At 40.3% G+C, this 20070-nt stretch carries 21 protein-coding genes and 1 CRISPR repeat array; of the genes, 6 read left to right on the top strand and 15 right to left on the bottom strand.

Annotated elements, in window-relative coordinates; all coding sequences use genetic code 11:
* Positions 1–13: 13 nt before the first annotated feature.
* The gene (locus AC5L4R_RS07995) at positions 14–1006 is read right to left on the bottom strand and encodes an IS5 family transposase (protein WP_494478037.1); all 993 of its coding nucleotides are present in this window, start codon (positions 1004–1006) and stop codon (positions 14–16) included.
* Between the two features lie 185 nt (positions 1007–1191).
* On the opposite strand from AC5L4R_RS07995, the gene AC5L4R_RS07990 reads away from it, so the two are divergent.
* The 6 genes from AC5L4R_RS07990 to AC5L4R_RS07965 are packed head-to-tail and all read left to right on the top strand — an operon-like array spanning position 1192 to position 7295.
* Positions 1192–2037 carry a PP2C family protein-serine/threonine phosphatase gene (locus AC5L4R_RS07990; RefSeq protein ID WP_494473403.1) on the top strand — a complete coding sequence of 282 codons (846 nt, stop codon included), beginning with the start codon at positions 1192–1194 and terminating at the stop codon, positions 2035–2037.
* Between the two features lie 20 nt (positions 2038–2057).
* Positions 2058–2837 carry a hypothetical protein gene (locus AC5L4R_RS07985; protein ID WP_494473402.1) on the top strand — a complete coding sequence of 260 codons (780 nt, stop codon included), beginning with the start codon at positions 2058–2060 and terminating at the stop codon, positions 2835–2837.
* Complete coding sequence (locus AC5L4R_RS07980) at positions 2830–3684, top strand: SIR2 family NAD-dependent protein deacylase (RefSeq protein WP_494473401.1); 855 nt, start codon at positions 2830–2832, stop codon at positions 3682–3684. The genes AC5L4R_RS07985 and AC5L4R_RS07980 overlap by 8 nt, the downstream gene beginning before the upstream one ends.
* Positions 3677–5044: a DUF262 domain-containing protein gene (locus tag AC5L4R_RS07975; protein ID WP_494473400.1), complete on the top strand. Its 1368-nt coding sequence runs from the start codon at positions 3677–3679 to the stop codon at positions 5042–5044. Before AC5L4R_RS07980 ends, AC5L4R_RS07975 begins: the two co-directional genes overlap by 8 nt.
* Complete coding sequence (locus AC5L4R_RS07970; RefSeq protein ID WP_494473399.1) at positions 5044–6948, top strand: DUF262 domain-containing protein; 1905 nt, start codon at positions 5044–5046, stop codon at positions 6946–6948. Before AC5L4R_RS07975 ends, AC5L4R_RS07970 begins: the two co-directional genes overlap by 1 nt.
* Positions 6945–7295 carry a metallophosphoesterase gene (locus AC5L4R_RS07965; RefSeq protein WP_494473398.1) on the top strand — a complete coding sequence of 117 codons (351 nt, stop codon included), beginning with the start codon at positions 6945–6947 and terminating at the stop codon, positions 7293–7295. The genes AC5L4R_RS07970 and AC5L4R_RS07965 overlap by 4 nt, the downstream gene beginning before the upstream one ends.
* Before the next feature lie 229 nt (positions 7296–7524).
* Positions 7525–8323: a CRISPR direct-repeat array (repeat unit 36 nt; unit sequence GTCTTAATCCCCTAAGAATCGGGGAAGGCTTTGAAC).
* Positions 8324–8721: 398 nt separating this feature from the next.
* Here the strand turns inward: AC5L4R_RS07965 and AC5L4R_RS07960 are convergent.
* The 14 genes from AC5L4R_RS07960 to cas10 all read right to left on the bottom strand — a co-directional run bounded on the left by AC5L4R_RS07960 (position 8722) and on the right by cas10 (position 20068).
* Positions 8722–9348 carry a hypothetical protein gene (locus AC5L4R_RS07960; RefSeq protein ID WP_494473397.1) on the bottom strand — a complete coding sequence of 209 codons (627 nt, stop codon included), beginning with the start codon at positions 9346–9348 and terminating at the stop codon, positions 8722–8724.
* Between the two features lie 47 nt (positions 9349–9395).
* Positions 9396–9563 carry a hypothetical protein gene (locus AC5L4R_RS07955; protein ID WP_494473396.1) on the bottom strand — a complete coding sequence of 56 codons (168 nt, stop codon included), beginning with the start codon at positions 9561–9563 and terminating at the stop codon, positions 9396–9398.
* Entirely contained in the window at positions 9556–9900 is a 345-nt protein-coding gene (locus AC5L4R_RS07950) for a hypothetical protein (protein ID WP_494473395.1), read from the bottom strand. The genes AC5L4R_RS07955 and AC5L4R_RS07950 overlap by 8 nt, the downstream gene beginning before the upstream one ends.
* Positions 9901–10007: 107 nt before the next feature.
* A complete protein-coding gene (gene cas2, locus AC5L4R_RS07945; RefSeq protein ID WP_494473394.1) occupies positions 10008–10301 on the bottom strand; it encodes a CRISPR-associated endonuclease Cas2 in 294 nt (97 codons plus the stop codon).
* 1 nt (position 10302) lies between these two features.
* Positions 10303–11325 (bottom strand): CRISPR-associated endonuclease Cas1, encoded by a 1023-nt coding sequence (cas1, locus tag AC5L4R_RS07940; RefSeq protein ID WP_494473393.1) that lies wholly within the window; start codon positions 11323–11325, stop codon positions 10303–10305.
* A gap of 21 nt (positions 11326–11346) precedes the next feature.
* The gene (cas2, locus tag AC5L4R_RS07935; protein ID WP_494473392.1) at positions 11347–11631 is read right to left on the bottom strand and encodes a CRISPR-associated endonuclease Cas2; all 285 of its coding nucleotides are present in this window, start codon (positions 11629–11631) and stop codon (positions 11347–11349) included.
* A gap of 80 nt (positions 11632–11711) precedes the next feature.
* Positions 11712–12839, bottom strand: coding sequence for a putative CRISPR-associated protein (locus tag AC5L4R_RS07930; RefSeq protein WP_494473391.1), 1128 nt, complete (start codon positions 12837–12839; stop codon positions 11712–11714).
* 17 nt (positions 12840–12856) lie between these two features.
* On the bottom strand, positions 12857–13618 hold the full coding sequence (locus tag AC5L4R_RS07925) for an alpha-ketoglutarate-dependent dioxygenase AlkB family protein (RefSeq protein ID WP_494473390.1): 762 nt from the start codon (positions 13616–13618) through the stop codon (positions 12857–12859).
* A gap of 34 nt (positions 13619–13652) precedes the next feature.
* On the bottom strand, positions 13653–14477 hold the full coding sequence (locus tag AC5L4R_RS07920; protein ID WP_494473389.1) for a hypothetical protein: 825 nt from the start codon (positions 14475–14477) through the stop codon (positions 13653–13655).
* A gap of 78 nt (positions 14478–14555) precedes the next feature.
* A complete protein-coding gene (gene cmr6 / locus AC5L4R_RS07915; RefSeq protein WP_494473388.1) occupies positions 14556–15737 on the bottom strand; it encodes a type III-B CRISPR module RAMP protein Cmr6 in 1182 nt (393 codons plus the stop codon).
* 10 nt (positions 15738–15747) lie between these two features.
* A complete protein-coding gene (gene cmr5, locus AC5L4R_RS07910) occupies positions 15748–16098 on the bottom strand; it encodes a type III-B CRISPR module-associated protein Cmr5 (RefSeq protein WP_494473387.1) in 351 nt (116 codons plus the stop codon).
* A 1-nt stretch (position 16099) separates the two neighbouring features.
* On the bottom strand, positions 16100–16969 hold the full coding sequence (gene cmr4 / locus AC5L4R_RS07905) for a type III-B CRISPR module RAMP protein Cmr4 (protein WP_494473386.1): 870 nt from the start codon (positions 16967–16969) through the stop codon (positions 16100–16102).
* A gap of 33 nt (positions 16970–17002) precedes the next feature.
* A complete protein-coding gene (locus tag AC5L4R_RS07900; RefSeq protein WP_494473385.1) occupies positions 17003–18196 on the bottom strand; it encodes a type III-B CRISPR module-associated Cmr3 family protein in 1194 nt (397 codons plus the stop codon).
* Positions 18197–20068 (bottom strand): type III-B CRISPR-associated protein Cas10/Cmr2, encoded by a 1872-nt coding sequence (cas10, locus tag AC5L4R_RS07895; protein ID WP_494473384.1) that lies wholly within the window; start codon positions 20066–20068, stop codon positions 18197–18199.
* Positions 20069–20070 lie beyond the last annotated feature (2 nt).

Raw genomic sequence — 20070 nt, 5'->3', positions numbered from 1 at the left:
AGACACAATAACCCTAAGCGACCCCATATTTTCGCTTCAAGCCTAGGGCAGTTTTTAAATTATGCACTATGCTAGCAAGCAAAGTACTGGTATGAAATTGCATTAACCCAAGGTGACGAGCCTTATTCATGCCATAATGCAGTTTAAAATGACCGAATACCCGTTCTACCGTATTTCTGGTTTGGCTCTTTTGGGTATTGGTACGTTTCTGCTCTTTAGTAAGTGGTGTATTACGCCATGCCCTATCATGGATATGATTGTTGATAGGCGGTTCATGCTCGGCAAGATAGTCGTCATGGGCTTGGCTTTTATACGCACTGTCGGCGTAAACGGCAGATTCATCACCTGTTAAAAGCGTGGTAAAACATTGTGAATCATGGACATTAGCAGGGGTGGTTTGAATCTTTTTGACAAAGCTGTCTTCATCACAGTTAAGATGGATTTTATAGCCATAGGTGGTTTTGAGTGTCCCTGTACTGTCTTTTTTACTGACGTAGGCGGCTTGTCTGTCTTGAGTATTGTTGGTATGTTTGCCTTTTTTAGCTCGTTTGTTTTTGGCTTCGACGATACTGGCATCAATGATGCTAACACTGCCTGCTTTGATGATGATATTTTGCTCGGCTAGTTGCTCATTGATTTGGTTGAATAAGGGTTCAATGAGTCCAAGTTCACCTAGGTGTTTGTGGTATCGCCAGATGGTGCTGTGGTCGGGTACGTTATCGGTAAGTGATAATCCAACAAAGCGACGAAATAGTAAGTCTCGTGCTAGCTGTTTTTCCATGGCTGGGTCAGATAGGTTATAGAGTTTTTGTAGTAACAAGATTTTAAACATGATGACAGGATGAAAGGCACTTTCGCCACGGTTACTGCTATGGACATGGCGTAGGGTGTGTTCGATAGCTTGCCAGTTTATAAGGTCGTGTAGTTCATCGAGTTCTTCGATGGCTTTGTGTCCGTTAATGAGACTGTCTGCTAGGGACAGTTGCCCTGTTTGTTTCCATGCCATATTCGTGTCTTTTGCTATCTGTTTGATTTTACTGTATTATATCACTTTTACAAACTTTTGTGCATTTTTTCGTGCAAAGGTTTCAAATGTATAAAAATACAGACTATATCGAATAAAGAAACCTAGCATATATTTTTCCAACTTTACGGTTATAATCAGATTAACCTTCTTACTCGACTCGTGATATGACCAGAATACCTACTACGCTTTGTGCAATCACTTTCCAAGGCAATGCCAGCAACGGCTTGCAGCAAGACGCATTTTTCTTTGTTGATGATTATTACCAAGAAGCGCTTGGTATCACACCTGTGCATCGATGTGATGACGCCTTTTGTGTTGCGGTATCCGATGGTGTCTCACAGTCAGATTATTCGCAAGTTGCTAGCCTTAAAGCGATGAAGACGGTCAAACAATTGTGGCAAACTTACCTAGATAATCCTAATCAATCGGCTGTCATGGAGGTTTCAAAAATCTATGAGAAAGTGGCAACCTTGCCAAAACGTTATTATGGGGCATCCGCGACGCTTGCTTTGGTCTATCGAACGTTTGCAAAGGACAACCAGTCCAATTCATCTGTGGTTATCAAACATATTGGTGATAGTCGTGTCTATCATTTTTCAGCTAATACAAAAACGTGGCGATGTATCACTCGTGATCATAATTTGCTGAATCAACTGGTAGATGAGCAAGCCGCAGCAGAAAATCGCCAAGCCGACTTTGGCGAATATAACCAAGACGGTATGGCAAGTCCTATGTATGCGTTAACTGATTGTTTGATTGCTGATAGTGATTTAGACAGTAATCCAATGCCTACTTTTGACAGTCAAACGTTAAAGGTCTCATCAGGTGATTGCTTAGTGGTATGTACCGATGGCGTGCATGATTTGGTACTTTGCGATGAGTGGCAAGGGATTGATAAACATACCGATTTGCAAGCCTGGCTTAAACAGTTACGTAAGCAGATTTATGCCTCTGAAGGTCGTGCGTATGATAATGCAACGGCAATTTTAGTAAGGTTTGATGAGCGTTAAAGCGAAAAGGCGTGTGTGAAATGGAAGATAATTCGCCAGTATTTGATAGTGACATTGTAAAAGTCGATAAATATGAACCACATAAAATTGCCAATGGCAAAAATGAAGTCACTTTTTTTGTGGCGAGTGATGATATTAATTTGGCAGATTTGCAACGCTATCGGATACAGGCGCAAACGGATTATTTGATTGCGATTAATGGCACTGGTAAAGATTTGGCGTGCTTGAAACTAGCGGACAATGCAATTACTTGTTTACCCCATGAAATAGAAATTGTTATGTTTGCTTTTAAGTCATTGGTTCTTAATGATAGTTTTATGGGTTTTGAATGGAATGACATAAGGTCAGCCATTCACAAGAGAAAGCATCTCCAATTCATTCAAGGTTTTGCCACTGATAAAAATTATGTGGCAAACGCTTGCGATAAGCTAATAGCAAAATTACCTACCATAAAAAGTGATTTTTTCTTAAAAGCTGTCATGGTTGATACGCTTGCTGACGATAGCTTTGGTTTTGACCAACTGGCGTATATTACCGAACGCCTTCAAGAAAATTTAAACATTGATCCCGCTAATATATTTTATCAATTGTATTGGTTTGAAGAATTTGATTATTGGGAAAAAGATGAACAGGGTTGCTGTATCTGTATGTTTTTAATTTATGCCGATAAAGAAAATGATATTAAACCAGTTACTATAGAACAGAATATACCAAAGAAAACACCTAATCCATCGCAAATAGCAGGTAATTCAATTCGTGAATATCTTAAACGACAACAGCAAAGGAATAAAAATGGATAATACAACCAAGTTAACCCATTTTGCTGAACATCTTAAACAAGCTGATGGCTTACTCATCACCGCAGGCGCAGGGATGGGCGTGGATTCAGGCTTGCCAGACTTTCGAGGTGACCAAGGATTTTGGAAAGCCTATCCACCGCTCAAGCATCTGGGCAAAAGCTTTGTCGATATGGCGACGCCAGAACTGTTCCACACCAATCCAAAATTGGCTTGGGGGTTTTATGGTCTCAGGCTCAATGCTTACCGAGTAGTCGAACCCCATCAAGGTTTCTATATACTCAAACAATGGTCAGATACCTTGCCAAGTCTAATACATGGCTCATTTGTGTTTACCAGTAATGTCGATGGTGAATTTCAAAAAGTTGGATTTGAGGATGGCCAAGTATTTGAATGTCATGGTTCGATTCATTGGTTGCAGTGTTTGGATAATTGCACGCAAGCTATTTGGTTAGCGGACGATTTTAAGCCCGTAGTCAATGAAGAGTATTGCCAGCTAATCAATGAATTTCCAACCTGTCCACACTGTGGTGGTATGGCGCGCCCCAATATCTTGATGTTTAGCGATTGGCATTGGCAATCGCAAATGCAAGATGAAAAAGAACAGAAACTCATTGCTTGGCTGAAACAAGTTAAAAATCTAGCTATTGTTGAGTTAGGGGCAGGGACAGCTGTGCCCAGTGTGCGTAATTTTGGTGAGCGATTGGTCAAGCATCCAATAAATGAATCGGTAAGTCTACTGCGTATTAATATACGAGAACCGCAAGTGCCTGATAAGTTAAATTGCTATGGTGTAGATTTGGGGGCTTTGGAAGTCCTAATTGATTTGGAGAAAAAAATAAATGTCTGAAGCAAAAGCCACTATCAAAAAAATTCAAGAAATTTTTGATATAAATCTTAGAATACCTGAATATCAACGCCCCTATAAGTGGCAAGTTAATCATGCACAACAGCTTATTATTGATCTATTGAAGCACTTTAAACAAAATATTATTTATCGTATTGGTACGATTGTTTTATATCACCATAGTAATAAAATGCATAAAGAAGTTCAGTCTGATGTTGATAATAATATTGTAGATGGACAACAGCGTTTGGTGACTTTATCTCTAATTCTACATTTGTTAGATTATCAAAATATCAAGTTATTGAAAGAAGAATTTAATCATACAACTAGCCATGTAAATATCTATCAAAACTATGAGTTTTTAAAAGATTTTATTAACGACAATATTAACAAAAAAGATAAATCCAATTTTAAGAAATACATTTTAGATAAATGTGAAATGGTCTGCATTAAGCTAGACGACTTAGATGAAGCTTTCCAATTTTTTGATTCACAAAACTCCAGAGGTAAGCCTTTAGAATCCTATGATTTATTAAAAGCGTATCATCTACGAGAAATGAAAAGTAAACCTGAACATGTGGTTTTAAAGAGTGTTGCGAACTGGGAACAAGCTGCTTTAGCTGATGAAAATACTCCAAATTTGAGCAAAATTATCAATCAGGTATTATTTCGTCTTCGCCGTTGGCACTATAATCTTGAGAGTGAAAACTTTACAAGCCAAGAATTGAATACGTTTAAAGGTGTTTCTGAAGAAGTTAAATACCCTTATTTACATACCCAGAAAACTGCAAAGTTACTTTCACAGCTTATCCAATCCAATCCGAATTTATATAATCCTGAGCTTCTTAACTTAGGATTTCAAATTAATCAACCCATCATCAACGGAGAATTATTTTTTGCTTATATCGAGCATTACCGCAAACTATATGATGAATTGTTCAATAACAAGACAGGTAAACTATTAATAGTTAAAAAAATTAATGGCAAGCACTTTAATGATGTTTTAAATGAAAATTTAATTCAATTTTTAGACAATTACCAAGGCTATTCTCGTACAGGTGACCGATATTTAAGAATGCTGTTTGAAAACACAGTATTAACTTATTATGATAAGTTTGGCGATGTAGAACTAGAACGCTTTGTTAACAAGGCATTTTGGTGGGTGTATAGACTAAGATTCCATCATGGTCGTATTGGGTTTAAAACTATAGAAAATCATGCTATCTCCTCTGATAGCTTGCTCAAGCATATTGAAAAAGCATACTCACCTGAGGTCGCATTACAATTCCCTAAAATGACGTTTAATACAGAATTTGAAAATACTGATAAAAAAATGAAAGAGATTTTTGGAGTAAATGTCTAATGAGTCAACCCGATACCTTATCTATATCACAATTACTAAGCCAAGACCATTATATAATCCCGATTTACCAACGTAACTATGCTTGGGGAGAGGTCGAAATTGAAGCATTATTAACCGATATCAAAAATGCAATGGATAGAACGCCTGATAACAACTATTACGTTGGCAGTTTGATTGTATTTAAAAGAGATGATGGCAAATTTGAAGTCATTGATGGGCAACAGCGTTTGACAACGTTAACCCTTATTGTCAAGGTGTTAAAAAATAGCCAACTGAAAGAAAAATTACCTGAAGCCAACAATATTAGTTTTGAATATCGCAAAGAATCAGACAGAGTTTTAGAAAATTTATCTTCTGGGAAGAATTCATCAGGATCTTTACCCAGTAATTTTAAAGATGCTATAGATGCCATTGAAAAATATCTTGATGACAATAATCCAGATAAGTTTGTCAGTTTTTTATTGAGCAAAGTAGAAGTAATTAGAACAGAAGTCCCGCCAAAAACTGATTTAAATCATTATTTTGAAATTATGAATACTCGAGGTGAACAGCTAGAAAAACATGAGGTTTTGAAGGCTAGATTAATGAGTAAACTATCGAAAATTAATGGTGACCAAGGTGCATTCTCGAAGATTTGGGATGCTTGCTCTGATATGAATCGCTATATGATAATGGGTTTTGATACTGCATTTAGGAAACAGTTTTTCGGTGAAGACTGGCAATCACTACCTGATAAATTTGATAGTATTTCTCAATATTTTATCAAACTTAATAATGAAGCCAGTGCACAGAATAGCAGAGACGAGGTAGGTAATCGTGACAATCTCCAGCCTACTATTATTAACATTATTGGAAACCATTTTAAAGGACAGAAAGAAAATAAAAATGAAACTTCTGAAAGATTTAATCCCGTTATTGATTTTTCGAATTTTTTAATGCATGTTCTAAAAATTTATATTGAACAATATCCTTATAAAGAAATTTCAGCTAAAAAAATTCCATTGGATGAAAGAAATTTGCTAGAAAGTTTTAAGTTTCTGGATAAAGACGACCATCAAACTGAGATCAAAAATTTTGCCTTATTATTGTTACAAATGAGGTTCTTGTTTGACCGTTATGTGATTAAGACTGATACTTCGAAAGAAAAAGATGATCATTGGTCATTGTTAACGCTAAAGCCTGCTGACAAGAGTAGCTATCAATATAACAACACTTTTAGCGACGCTGCTCTAAACCAAAATGTCATTATGCTATTATCAATGTTTCATGTATCAAATCCATCACGAATGTATAAAAATTGGCTATACGCTGTTGTAAGATGGCTAGTCAATCAAAAAATCAAAGATAAAGATATAGAAGCCAAAAGTTATATCGATTATTTGGAAAAGTTAAGTGATCGATATTATTTCGGACACTATGGCAATGAACTTGATTTTTTTGAATTAATTACATCAGATACGCATGATATTACTGCAACGACTGCAATTGATAAATATTTAAATAGTGGTACACATGTCCCGAATTTCATCTTTAACCGATTAGATTATTTACTCTGGAAAAGTAAGAAATATCGTAATATCTATCCTAATTTTCGATTCACTTTTAGAAGTTCTGTTGAACACTTCTATCCCCAAAACCCATCGGAAGAAAATCGAGATGAGAATATAGAAGATGTTTTGCATAGTTTTGGAAACTTATGTCTAATTTCATCAAGCACGAATTCCAAATTTACCAATAACATGCCCAAAGCTAAAAAAGCTAATTTTGGCAATAGTCAATATAACAGCATAAAACTTGCTATCATGATGAAAAAAGCAGATGAATGGGATAAAACTCAAATTGAAAAACATGGACATGAAATGATAGATATACTAAATAAGCGGTTACTCAATCAACCAGAATGACCATTCCAAAAACTTACGAGATTGGTGACATACATGGCTGTAATCAACAGCCCATTGCCTTGCTATCCGCCCTAAATATCCAACTCGATGACACGCTGATTTATTTAGGTGATGTCATCGATAGAGGAGCAGATAGTAAAGGCGTGCTTGATGCTATCATGCACTATCAGACTCTTTGTCATGTTATTTTGATAAAGGGCAACCACGAAGAAATGATGCTAGGTGCAGTTTACGAGCGAGAATATCTCAAATACTGGCTAAAATTTGGCGGTATCGAAACCGTACAATTCTTTGGCGTTACCAATAATTTACAAGGGCTAAAAAAAATCCCTTTTGCCTATTTTTAAAGTACTCCCCAATGTCTAAAATAAAAAGCCGATCGCTTCAACTGCACCCAACGAATCATAAGAATTGCCCTACAGCGACTCAAAACCATTCAAAAAAAGACATTGAAACACTCTGAAGCTAATGACACCAAACCATAGCTTCACGGAGCAACTTGGCCAAAACCAGCAAGCTTTATCAGTTTTCTAAGAGAAATAAAAAGCCCAACTGTTTAACGTTGGGCTTTTTATTGTCTTAATCCCCTAAGAATCGGGGAAGGCTTTGAACTTACACCTCACGCAATCAACTATATCAACCAAGGTCTTAATCCCCTAAGAATCGGGGAAGGCTTTGAACTCTTAGCAACCAGCTATGGGCTTATTTAGTTGGGTCTTAATCCCCTAAGAATCGGGGAAGGCTTTGAACTTGTTTTAATATTTATACTGACTCTATGTATGTGTCTTAATCCCCTAAGAATCGGGGAAGGCTTTGAACTGTGATGCGCCAATACCAAAACTACGAGGGCCTCTGTCTTAATCCCCTAAGAATCGGGGAAGGCTTTGAACCGCAAATTGCGATAGAACAATTAAAACAAGCGTGTCTTAATCCCCTAAGAATCGGGGAAGGCTTTGAACCATGTACAGCAACATCCGTACTATAGAAGCGGCAGTCTTAATCCCCTAAGAATCGGGGAAGGCTTTGAACTTACTAGACGTGCTAAACTCAAATTTGCGCGTACGTCTTAATCCCCTAAGAATCGGGGAAGGCTTTGAACAGATGGCTACGGTAGCTCAGGAAGCCCGTGTCAGTCTTAATCCCCTAAGAATCGGGGAAGGCTTTGAACCTACATTCAGAACACACTGAGTGAGAAGGTTGGTCTTAATCCCCTAAGAATCGGGGAAGGCTTTGAACGATATTTTGAATTTAATTTATTGTCTAAGGGGAGTCTTAATCCCCTAAGAATCGGGGAAGGCTTTGAACCTTCAACGAGTTAGACATGTGTTTTCATGTGTCTGTCTTAATCCCCTAAGAATCGGGGAAGGCTTTGAACTGCACTATTAGATAAAAATCCAATAAAATCAAGATATTAGCTTAATTTAAAAAATCAACAAATATCTATCAAAAAGTTGGTGAAAAAATAACCAATTTCCCCATCACTTTTTTACAATTCAAAGCAAAATATAGCATCAGCCATTCTCATCAAACTGGCTCAAAACCTACCCCGTCGGGGATAGCCCGAACATCGGGCTACCTCACCATTATAATATAAAATAAGGATTGTGCCAAACCTTTATTTGTTTATCCCGTTGTGAATTAACGCGATAATCCACAACACAAAGAAAAGAGCCGTCAAGGCAAATGCACCCATCAAAGCAGAGATTATCATAAAAGCAAAAGGCTTAATTGGGTCTATCATCTGGTATTCTCCAATTTAGATTAAGGCTTTGATTAAGTCGCCATAAATACCGATAACGCCGACTCGACTTTTTCATTAAACTTATCCGCCGAGGTGTTACTGACCGATTCCGCTATCTGGATAAACTTGGCATGATCGGGCGTGGTAAAACTAAACATATCTTTTTGTGGGAACATATGCCGAATCATCATCATGGCTTCTTTACACTTCACCGTGCTAATTTCTTCGCCCCGAGACGCCAACAGCGTAAATAACGTGCCTAATCGCCAAGTCATCTGCTTGGCACAAATGGCATTAAAATACACGCCAATAATTGGCACATTGCCCAATACTTTGTCAAAAATGGCATCACTAAGCACTTCTGGCAAAATATTGGCAATCACCTTTAAAGCATCATCCGTGCCGATTTCTGGCTGACCATACACCGCACGAATCTCATTCCACAACGTGGCATAAATCAGCGGAATCGTCCCGACATCCACCACTGTGGTTGCAATAAAACCAAAAAATCCGCTGACCCCTTGCAAAACCGCATTGTTATTGGCCTTATTGTCAATAATTTGATAACAGGCATTGGCTCTCTGGGTGGGCGTGGTATGGTCTGGCATAGGATTAATAGATGATTGAATAGGGTTGGTTGCTGATGGAACATTCGGCATAGTAGCTCCTTGTGGTTGAACATTGTCTTGATAAAATGGGTTAAACGCTAAATCGGATGATAAAGAAGGTTGCGAAGCTGTGGGCTGAAAAACCGCAGGTTTTGGTACATTAAACCGCTCAAAACTTGACGGATTGGGTGGCGTTGGCTCATCAGTTGGTTGCCCAAAATGCGCTGCTTCATCAAATACTGGTTCATCATCGTCTGTTCACTCATCTTGCCCCATCTGCACAAACTGGGCTAATTCATCGGGCGAATGTTCGGTATAAGGCTCATCAAAAGCCGAACAAGGCGGATAAATTGACGGGTTGGTTGAAGGCGGCATAGCACCAGTCATCCGCTGGCTTGGGCTTGACGGATGACCCATCGGCAAAAATGGATACATGGACAAATTGGCGGACGGCATACGCTGACGATAGCCATAGCCCCGCCGTGGTGTGCTGAATACTTGATTGAGCACGCTATCCACACCCTGATTAACTTGGCGTTGTATCGCACGGTTGATACGGCGATTGACATGGCGTTTTAGACTATTGCGTAAATAATTGGACATACAAACTCCTGTGTGGCGGCTGATAATGGCTAGTTTATGATTATATTGGATAAAAATTGGATTCTATAAGCTTATACTTTTTTGCCTTTTTAGTAAGTCGTTAAGCCTTACCATTGCATCCGTTGCCCTTGCTCACCAAATACCATGACATCAGGACAGCGTTTGCCAATGACAAAAGCATTTTCTAGCGGTGGCACATCATAAATCCGCACATCATCATGATGACAGTTGATGATTTTCTTGATTTTTTGAATCAATTTATCCATCTCTTGCGGATACAGCGTGGCGTAATACACCGAATATTGCAGCTGCAAGCAGTGATGACTCACAAGGCGTTGCAAGCGTTGCAACCGCTTGGGACTGGCAATGTCATAGCAGATTAAAAAATGGCGTTTGTGCATGTTAAGCCCCCCAATCGCTCATAAAATCAAAATTATTATTGTTAAGCGTGGCAGAAGCCTCTTGCGTCAGCCGTTTTTGCCACAGCCACACTTGGCGGAAAGCGGTCTTACGTAACGTTGGCTTAATCTGTGAAAACGCTTGATAAAAACGGTTACGCCCTGCCTTTAACAGCTCGCAGGGACGTTGGGTGGATGAATGGATATTAGAATGAACACTAAAATCCGCCACCGTCAAAACCCCCTGCTCAAACAACTGCCACACCCAATACTCAATTTCACCCCGCTGTAACTCAACAAAATCACACGCCAGCGATGCTCGCCCGTAGCTAATCTCATGCAATATGCCAAGATATGGGTCAAAGCCCACCGCATACACCGCCTGCTCATAAATCCCCTGTAACAAGGTATAACCCAATGACAAAATTGTATTAACAGGGTCAAGTGGGGGACGGCGATTGCGACTGGTAAAATTGAGATTTGGGTTAAAAAATGACTGATACTGGCGAAAAAATACCGCCGAGCTTGCCCCTTCAATCCCCCGTAAACTGGCTAAATCGGGGTGTTTGTCGGCAGTTAATAACTTAAATTTGGTGGCGTTTAATTGGGCGATGGCGGTATCTGCATTGACGGCTTTTTGCTTGGCGATTTGCCCTAGCAGTTGGGCTTGGCGATGGATTTTTAGGCAAACCAGTTTGCTTGCCCACATACTCGCTTGCTGACTGTCATTAATCACCACAAACTGGCGTTGGCGACGTGTCACGCCTGCCTGCCATCGCCCTTGCACAAAGCACGCTTGCCCATTTGCTCCACTGCCGCCACTCGGCAACACCACCACCGCAATGCCATGTTCAGCAAGTTTGGTTAATAACGTACTGGTAAACACAACGGCACTGGCTAAAGTCAGGCTTTGAATCTGCGAAAACGGCAAACTCACAGGACGGCTAAAACTGGCGTGGTGCAATATCAACAGCTGTCTGTCAAAGGACAACTGACAGCCTTTTTGGTCGATGACAATATCCCGCATGATTGTTCCTTGGGTGATGGGTTAGCCAATATAAATTAAGGTATCGTGTGGGGCATGCTGAACGGGCGATTTGGGTAGATTTTGCCAATATACCGAGCCGATTTGTAGAATGGCACAGCCGTCTTCGCCAAGCACCGCCCGACCGAGCATAAACGCCATCAGGGCTTGGCGTTCTGACTTGGTAAGCCAACATTCATAAGCGGAAAATTGCCCTGCTACCGAGTGGCGTTTGACTGTATAGCGAAACAGGGCTTGGCGTTTTGGCTCGCCAATGTCATAGCAGACTAGGTAATATTTTCGTTGCATAAAAAACCCCAGCAATGTGGGGTTAGTGTGACAAAGTTTGGTCGCTATATAGTAAAATATAAGCTTATAGGTTGTGGTGACTAGATTTTGGTATTTGATTTATGCAAAGCTTGCCCAGCTTTTTGTAAGATAAAATCCGTGTCGGCTTTTATCATAAAAATACGATAATTGTTGCCTTCGATGTCACATTCCCACATATCCTTATCGCGATATTGTTTTTCTTTTAAGGGTTTTGCATCCAAAGAACGTAAATTAATTTTGCCATTACTTTCGGCATAGACGGCCAGTTGCTCTATTGTCGAGTTAAGCTTTGGTATTAAATTTATTGGTAAATGCTTCACACTGTCACTAAATTCTGGTGTGTAGATTATCTTAGATGAAATACTGGGTAAAAATTTTTGATAAATTTGGGCTTTGTGGCTTTGCCAAAGCAGCTCACCCCATTCTGAAAGCATTAGGTGATCATCCACTTCAAACAATAAAACGTCAGGGATTTGGCTTGCCGTGGTAGGGTTTATCTGTAAATCATTGCTAAGACGGCGAAATGCGGTGAGGTTTTGCTCAATGAGGCTCTCTGCCTCCAGTCTAAAAGGCAGTTTTGGTATAAACATCAATTCATTGCTGCCTTCAAACAGGTAAAAAGTCTCATCTGCATACAGTGATGCCAACGCTTGTAAAAAGCCATTTAGGCTTTTAAATCCACCTGTCAAATTGATATAAATCTTGTAGCCGCTATGCTTATAGCTTTCAAAATTTTCGACCAATTTTTTTGCAAGACTGCTTAGGGCTTGTCTAAATTCTCTGAGCTGCGCGGTTCTTAAACCGTTTTCGGTGATGATTTGAGCGTTTAGGCCTTTTTTGTTTAACCAACTGGCGATGATCTCAGCCGTTGCCCGCCCAAATAAGGTGTCAGTCGCTAGCAAATAATAAATGTCTTGGTTGGTCTGATTGTCATTGGCTATGCTGTTGTGGAACGTCAATAGCCCGTTGAGCTCTGCGCTTAGTGATTTAATGACATTGGTATCCGTTTCGTTGAGTAATAAGTTTTTACGACATTCGATATGGTGTTGAATTTCTAGAGCGGTTGGCTCTGGTAGATGATGCCATTGGGTTTCGTTTGAGTACTTGGTAATAATGCTACGAATTTCATTGCTTGTTTTATTGGTTAATAGACTTGTGCCGCAGGTTGATAAGATAAAATTTGGCATGATGGTATCCTTAAATATTATGGCGTGTGAATAGTGCGAAATGTTAAATTAATCCGACTGGATTTTACCTTTTTTTGCTTAGGCACGCTATGTTGCCAGTGGTGCTGTAATGCCCCTGCCATGACGAGCACACTGCCATGATGCAGCGGAATTTCAACTTTAATAGCATGATTATCTTTTAACCGCAATAAAAACCGCCGACTTTCGCCAAAATTGACCGAGGCTATCAGCGGATTATTACCCAATTCTGGTTCGGCATCGGTATGCCAACTGATGTGGTCATCACCCGAACGATACCAGTTGCATAGCACGCTGTTAAAACGGCGTTTACAGACGGTTTGCAATTCATCACGCAAATAATTTAGCTTATCCGTCCACGCCTTGGGCTGTAGGGTAATGCCCGAATACGTGTAAGGGCGGTCGCTGTCGCCATACCATGCCGATACGCGGGGCAGGGGATGGGTTTTGCCATACATTTTGATAGTGTCTTGATGCCAGTCGATGTTGCGAAACGGCATGGCGTTGATGTTGGGCTCGTTTTGCCAATCATGGCTACGATGGTCAATACCATCACACGCCAAAAAATAGTCAAATAACGCATCACTTTGATGTTGGTCAAAATAGTGTGGGGCATAGTACAACCGCCCAAACGGCACAGCAATCACCACCCCTTTGCCGTCATCGTGTAAATGGGCATCAAAATCGGTATTTCGGAATTTGCCATTAACCATTAATTCATCAAGGCGGTTTTGCGGTGTCATGCTTTCAAATAAATCCATGATTTTCCTTAAAAATTTAACCAAAAATCAAAAATTAAGCAACTTCATAAAAAGCAGAATCGTTATTAAGCGACAATATAAAACCAATCGCTTTGGCGGTGCGATGGATAAAGCCACCATGTATCACGTCGTAGGATTCATAGTTTTTATAGTAACGTTCAATATAGGTGGCATAGCCAAGCAACTGGTGGGATAACAAATTCAAGCCATTAAAGCCTGTAGAATACGCAATATCACTGGCAATTACATGATGAACGCCGTTTAGATTGCGGATTTGTGCCGTGATATGGTGAAGTTGTTGTTGCACGGCTGGCACGTCTAAGATATACGACATCAAATGTAACGTATCTGCTCCATTGGCAAAATTTGGTACGGCAGCCTGTTGCAATAGGCAGTTTTGAGTTGTGATAGTGGTGCTAAAGCCATACGCCTGTGCCAAGCATAGCACTTGATAGCTGGCGTTGCCTAGCGATACGCTGGATGGCTCAATCAAATGAATATTGAGATGGATGGTTTTTGGGTCTTGTTGGCTGGCGATATGGGCTAATGTGGCAAGCGTGGCAACGCCTTGACCGCAGCCGTAGTCGATGAGGTTAAACACGCTGTTGTGCTGTTTAATGGTCAAATTATCTGCCAATACCGCTTGAAACGTGGTGTAATGGCTCATGGCATACGCCACGCTATAAAACAACGCATCGTTTTGGCTGGCAAGGGGCTGGGTAGCGCGTCCTGTGCGATTGACAAATTCGCCATAGGTCATCGGCAGGTTCGGGGCAACTTGGGCAACAAGGCTGTGATAAAAACCTTCAAAACCTTGGGTGGTCATCGATTGGCAGGCGGTGCTAATGATAGTGTTCATAATGCGTTCCTTGTAAGAAGTGGATGAACGCATTATGAATGGTTTTAATAAGCAAATTGGGAATGGTAAGCTTATAGTCTATTCAAATTTCGCTCTTAACTGTTGTAGCTTTGGCTTCCAACTTTTACTATCTTTTAGGGGTTTACCCTGCCAAATTTTACCTTGTTCAGTGAGGATTTCGTAAGCCTTTTTCAGCATTGCCTTGTCTTGCCATTGAATTATCTTTTCATAAAACTCATTAAATCCACAGCTTTGATTAGGTTTACCTTTCCATGCTATGGTAAGGTTATTAAGATGCTTAACAAAATCGTTAATGGTACGTTCTTCCTCAGTCAATTGAGCATCTAATAGATCAGCGATTGATTCTTGGATAGTGTCTCGATGATTGTCAGTTAATTTCTCGTCAATGACAAAATACCCATAACCTGCCCCACTTTTTGCCCCCAAGCCTTGATGCTGGATAGTTTGCTCAAGCAATTTTTTGGCGTATTGTGCCCATGCATATACGCCTTCAATCACAAAATAAAAACTACCTTGTACGGCGACTTGCTGATTGGGTATAGGGTTTTCAATATCTAAGGCTTCTGTCATCTCGCCACTATAATATTTTTGATGATGGACAGTCACTATTTCTTCAGCAAATGGGTTGTTGTGCTCATCCGTTGATAACTTAGCATCCGAAGTTACAGGCGGAATCCACCACGCATCGTGCCAAATCAGATAACCTGCCTTAGAGTCTTCATCGTCATCTGCCCCAAACAGAATATCAATAATCGCTTGATTATCTTTAGAAAATTGATAATGTTTGGTGGTATTTCCTTGATTATCCGTTTTTTCTAAATAATCGATTTCACCATTATCTTTTCGTAAAGCGAATAAAAACTCGGTATAGCTACGCACCGCCCCTTTGATACTAGAACCAGCCAACATAGGCATACCATAGGTATGATGGGTGCTAACGCCTGTCTCTAAAGTGCCTCCAAGTGGCAAGCCTGTAAATAATCGTCCATTTATGGTCGCACTCACACACGCAAAATTTTGATTACCGCTTTCATCGGTATGTTTTAACCAACGTTTAAACGCCAGAAAATATAATTCATTGGTTCTTACATTGGCAATTTTATCGTGGATTAACGTTTGCTTAGTTCGTTTTTCGCCATCTTCCCATTTGGTTAGACCTCGCTGAATCAGTAAACCTGCGTGAGCGGAACTGGTTGTTTTAAACAATGGGCGTAAATCGTTACGCATTAAATCGGTCATGTTTTACCCCTTATTGTTGCTTTTTTAATAAGGCTTGCGTATAGCGTTTTAGCCAACTTGATGCTTCAATCGCATCACGGGTTAAAAGCTGATATTTGACAATGTTGGATGATAAAACCGCCGAATGTAACGCATCTGCAGTGGCAAAACCTAATAGGTTGGTAAGGTGATTGAGTAGTGCCTTATGCTCCTTTTCACCTTTTGCCATCAAAAACCCAATCGCTTGAGCAAGTCCCGACTGCATGATCATAGTGGGAAAGGTTAAAGCCAATGTACGATATTTGGCTTCAATATCTTGCCCTTTAATTTCGTTTACCATTGGATAAGCTGTTTCAGCATATTTTTTTGAGCGGATTTGCATTTTATTCTCCTTTTGCAATCAATAGACGGCATAAACCACGCCCGACAGTATGCTTACCACCAATTTGTAAATGAAATTCTTCATCTGGCAAAAGACTTGCTAATTCTTCAGCCGATTTGCTATTGTTGTTATCACGAGATGCACTCACCCCAATCACGCCCCAAAGCACGCTATCGGCAGGTAGGTTTTCTTCAGTCCATAATGCCCCACTTTGTACCACACGAGTGGCGCGGTCAATGCGAATACGGGTGCGGATTTCGGTAGCGGTGTCTGCCAAAAATGAAAAAACACTGTCAGGTAAAATCACAAAACGTTTTTTTATTTCCTCACGCCAGCTTTGATAATCTAGCGTATTTGCAGGATAGAGTTGTTCAATAATGCTGTCCGCCCATTTTTCTGTCAAATCGGTAACGTGCGCAACAATGTCTAGATCCTCTAAAGCAATTTTATCGCCGATAAATAAGGCACTCTCAGCCACAACACGAGCCGTATCATCATCAATCTTTGGTATATCTAACGTTAAGTTTAAATCCCGTTTATATTGACGCAAAATAAATGGACAAGTCGCATAAGCCACCATGCCTGAAAACGAGCGAATTGGTAAAATCAGTAGATTGGCATCGCCAAACGCAATCGCGCCTGCATAATCAGCTTCTTTGTCCTTCCCAAATAAAATATTAATCTGGGACTCATCAAGGTTTTTTTGAGATTTTAATTCATAACGCAACACGCCTTTTAAAGCAGAGCCTGCGACGATGGGTAAATTGGTGGCTTTGGCACGGGCAATCGGTAAATCCACTACGCCAACGCCTTGACCTGTACCAACGTGTAAAGCAGAAAGATTTTGTAAATGAAAAATACGAGCTTGCATGGTTAATTCCTTGAAATCATATGGTTGGGTGGGTTAAATCTGGTTAAATGAATAAGGCGCAATAAGTGCCATGCCAAAACCGTCATTTTGGTCACACACATCATCGGCTAACGGTTGCTGTAAACGTTGTAATGCTGGTAAATCAATATCATCAAGCAGTTCAAACCAATACACCGACCCTGCTGACACGGCTTTTCGCATGGCTTTGGGTTGCCACAATAGGCTATCCCATCCCGAAACCGCCTGCCAACGGTCGATGGCAACCGCTTTTAGACGTACGTTAATATTACTGTTTGGTAGTTTGCCTGCCATCGTGCTTTCAACTATCCAATTTGGCAGATAGCCACTGGCAAAAATACAGGGCGTAATAAACGTTAGGCTAAAGCCTTTTGCGTCATTAATTTTCTGCACTTGCGCTTGGCATGCTGTTGCAAACAGTGTTTCACTTATCGGTAAAAACTGGGACAATCGACGCTCCCCACCAAACGTTGCCAAATCTTTGGTTAAGTCTTGTTCAGATACCACCACAAAACCCAGTCTTTCATCATTAAACCCACGCTGATGAATTTGTTTGGCTGATTTAGCTTGATAATCCATATCGTAGCTTGCAGTTTGAAATAGCCGTCCTTCTTCTGAGGATAAGGTCTCATCATCAATGGCTACATGAGTACGAATATCGGTTGGAATATTGGTTACGCCATCTTTTTGAATATCTGCATACGATAAATTTTCACCATTTTGCCATTTTTGTAAATTTTCTAACGTCCAAAATTTAACCCCTGTTTTTGGCTTACCTTTGAGGGTTTGGGCATTGCCTTGTGCGTCGACCGTTTGTACATATAATAAACCATCGGGGATATCACTCCCGCAGTCATCATCCATGGCTTGTGGTGCTAGACGTACCAGTTCAATTTTCCCGTCGTTTTCTACATATAAGCTATTTGCAGGCTTTGGGGTTAAAATGATGGGTGTACTAGCCTCACGATATTTGGCTAAATACACGCCATAACTTTTGATGGCTAATAATTGCTGATAAGTGGGATTATCAAGGGCACAACGCTGTTCGTTAAAGTCAGTTTTTCGCTGGGTAATGGTCAGTGAGCGGATAAGCCCAGCCCCTGCACTTGGCAACGGAAAAATCATGTCTTGGGCAGACATTTGCGAGCCAAAAGTCTTTCCTGAGCGAAACACAAGCGGGGCAAGTGATTGTATTAAGTAACTTTTCATTTATTCTTTTCCTAAATCTTTTTGCGTTTTTGAAGCAAACCATCGAGCCACGATTAATTCATCTGCCAACTTATCTAATCCAATATCCTGTCCACGTTTTATTAATCCATCTATGATATTTTGCTGAATTTTTTCACCTTTATCTGTGCGCGCTTGTTTTAGCATGCGCAATAATTCGGCAGACTGGATTTTTTGACGTAAGCTGAGCGATGTATCTTCTTTTGGCGTATATTCGTCCGAAAGATCACAAGTGCGTAAAAAAATCGCTCGCACATCATAGGCCACCCGACTGGGAATAGACTTTTCGACATAATAATTAATCATTTTATTAAAAGTATCTAATCCTATTGCATCGCTCCAATTAAATCGTAATTTGGTATCATTACCAGAGCGAACAGACAATAAGATACCTAACGCATTTCGACGTTGTTCGGTAGATTTACTTTCATCAATGTGGTCGCCTTTGGCGTATTTTTCAGCTTGTTGGGCAAGTTCACGAATCACACTTAATGGAGTCATGATATGGCAAATTGCTAGACCTACTGATAAAGTCGGTGATTTTTCTACCCCTAAACTACTTGCTACCTGTTTTAGACTATGGGCGAATAATTGTTGCAAGCTATCGGCACAGTTATAAGCAGTATCAAGTGGTACAAACCCTAGCACATCATCACCACCTGCATAGATGCAATGTCCATTGCTTGCACGCATAGTCTGGGCAACTTTTCCTGCAAAGTCTGATAGGGCTTGGGTAATTTGTTGATGTTCGGCTTGGGTGTTTGCTTTGTCGAGGAGTTCGCCCATACGGTCGCCATCAGCGAGTAATAAAACGCCATAACGATACGGTTCACCATATTTTTTAAATAATGGGTGTAATGTATCTTTTAATATTGTTAAATTTTCTGTAACATCAACCTCAGCACCTTGCCATTTTTTAAATTCCACTTCTAACCGCGATGGGTATAGAAGTTGGGCATCATAGGGGAATTGGCTATAGATGCTTTTTTGGGATTGGCTATCTATATTGCCAGTGACTCGAGTGGCAATGTTTAGATCTACTAATTTGTTATAGGTTTCTTTGAGTTGTTCTAAAGCTTGTGGTTCTTTTTGTGCGATCTGCTTTAGCCAAGCGTGAGCCATTACCCGAGTAATCGGGGTAAATTGTTCAGCTTTTTCGCCAAAGCCTAGGCGTTTGACCACACCTGCGACATCAAGCTGTTCTGAGCTTGATAAGGACAATTTTTTGCGTAAGTTATCTTTAATTTGCTTGTCTTCTTGAATAACGGTTTCTCTCATACCATCGAGTGATGATTTAGGAATCATCCGTTCGGGTTGGTACGGTGTGGTAGCGGACGGTTTAAAATCTCGCGTGGCTTTTCGGCTGGCAAGGACACGTCCGACTTTTTGTACCGCATCGTGATAGCCATTATCGCCATCAATTTTTGCCCAAGCGACTTGGATTTCAACATAATCGTCATGATGGTCATTGGCTTGAGTGTTCCAAATATCAAGGCGTAGTTGATTGTCAAAGCCACCTAACGCATTTTTAGCACTTTTTACTTCTTTTCGAAAACGTTGATGGGTAGCTTGTTTGGCCGCATTAATATGGGATTTTAACTGTTCAAGATTGTCCGCCGCGATAATCACTTGAATTTTATTACCCACCGAAAATTCGGAATTTTCATTCAAATCGTTGTTATTTTGGATATGTGGAAAAATCAGCGTTGCGCCGCTATCTTTGAGGCTTTTTGCACAGGCTTTTGACAATTCAGACAATAACCATGAGCCACCCCATAAGTCACGGCTACGACGTGCCGAAGCGATAAAGCCTTGTACAGGTCCAACCGAAAAAGTTACTAGGTATTTTGTCATTA

Source organism: Faucicola sp. SE7633, from assembly GCF_059264685.1.
This window is presented reverse-complemented; position numbering and strand designations above follow the sequence as displayed.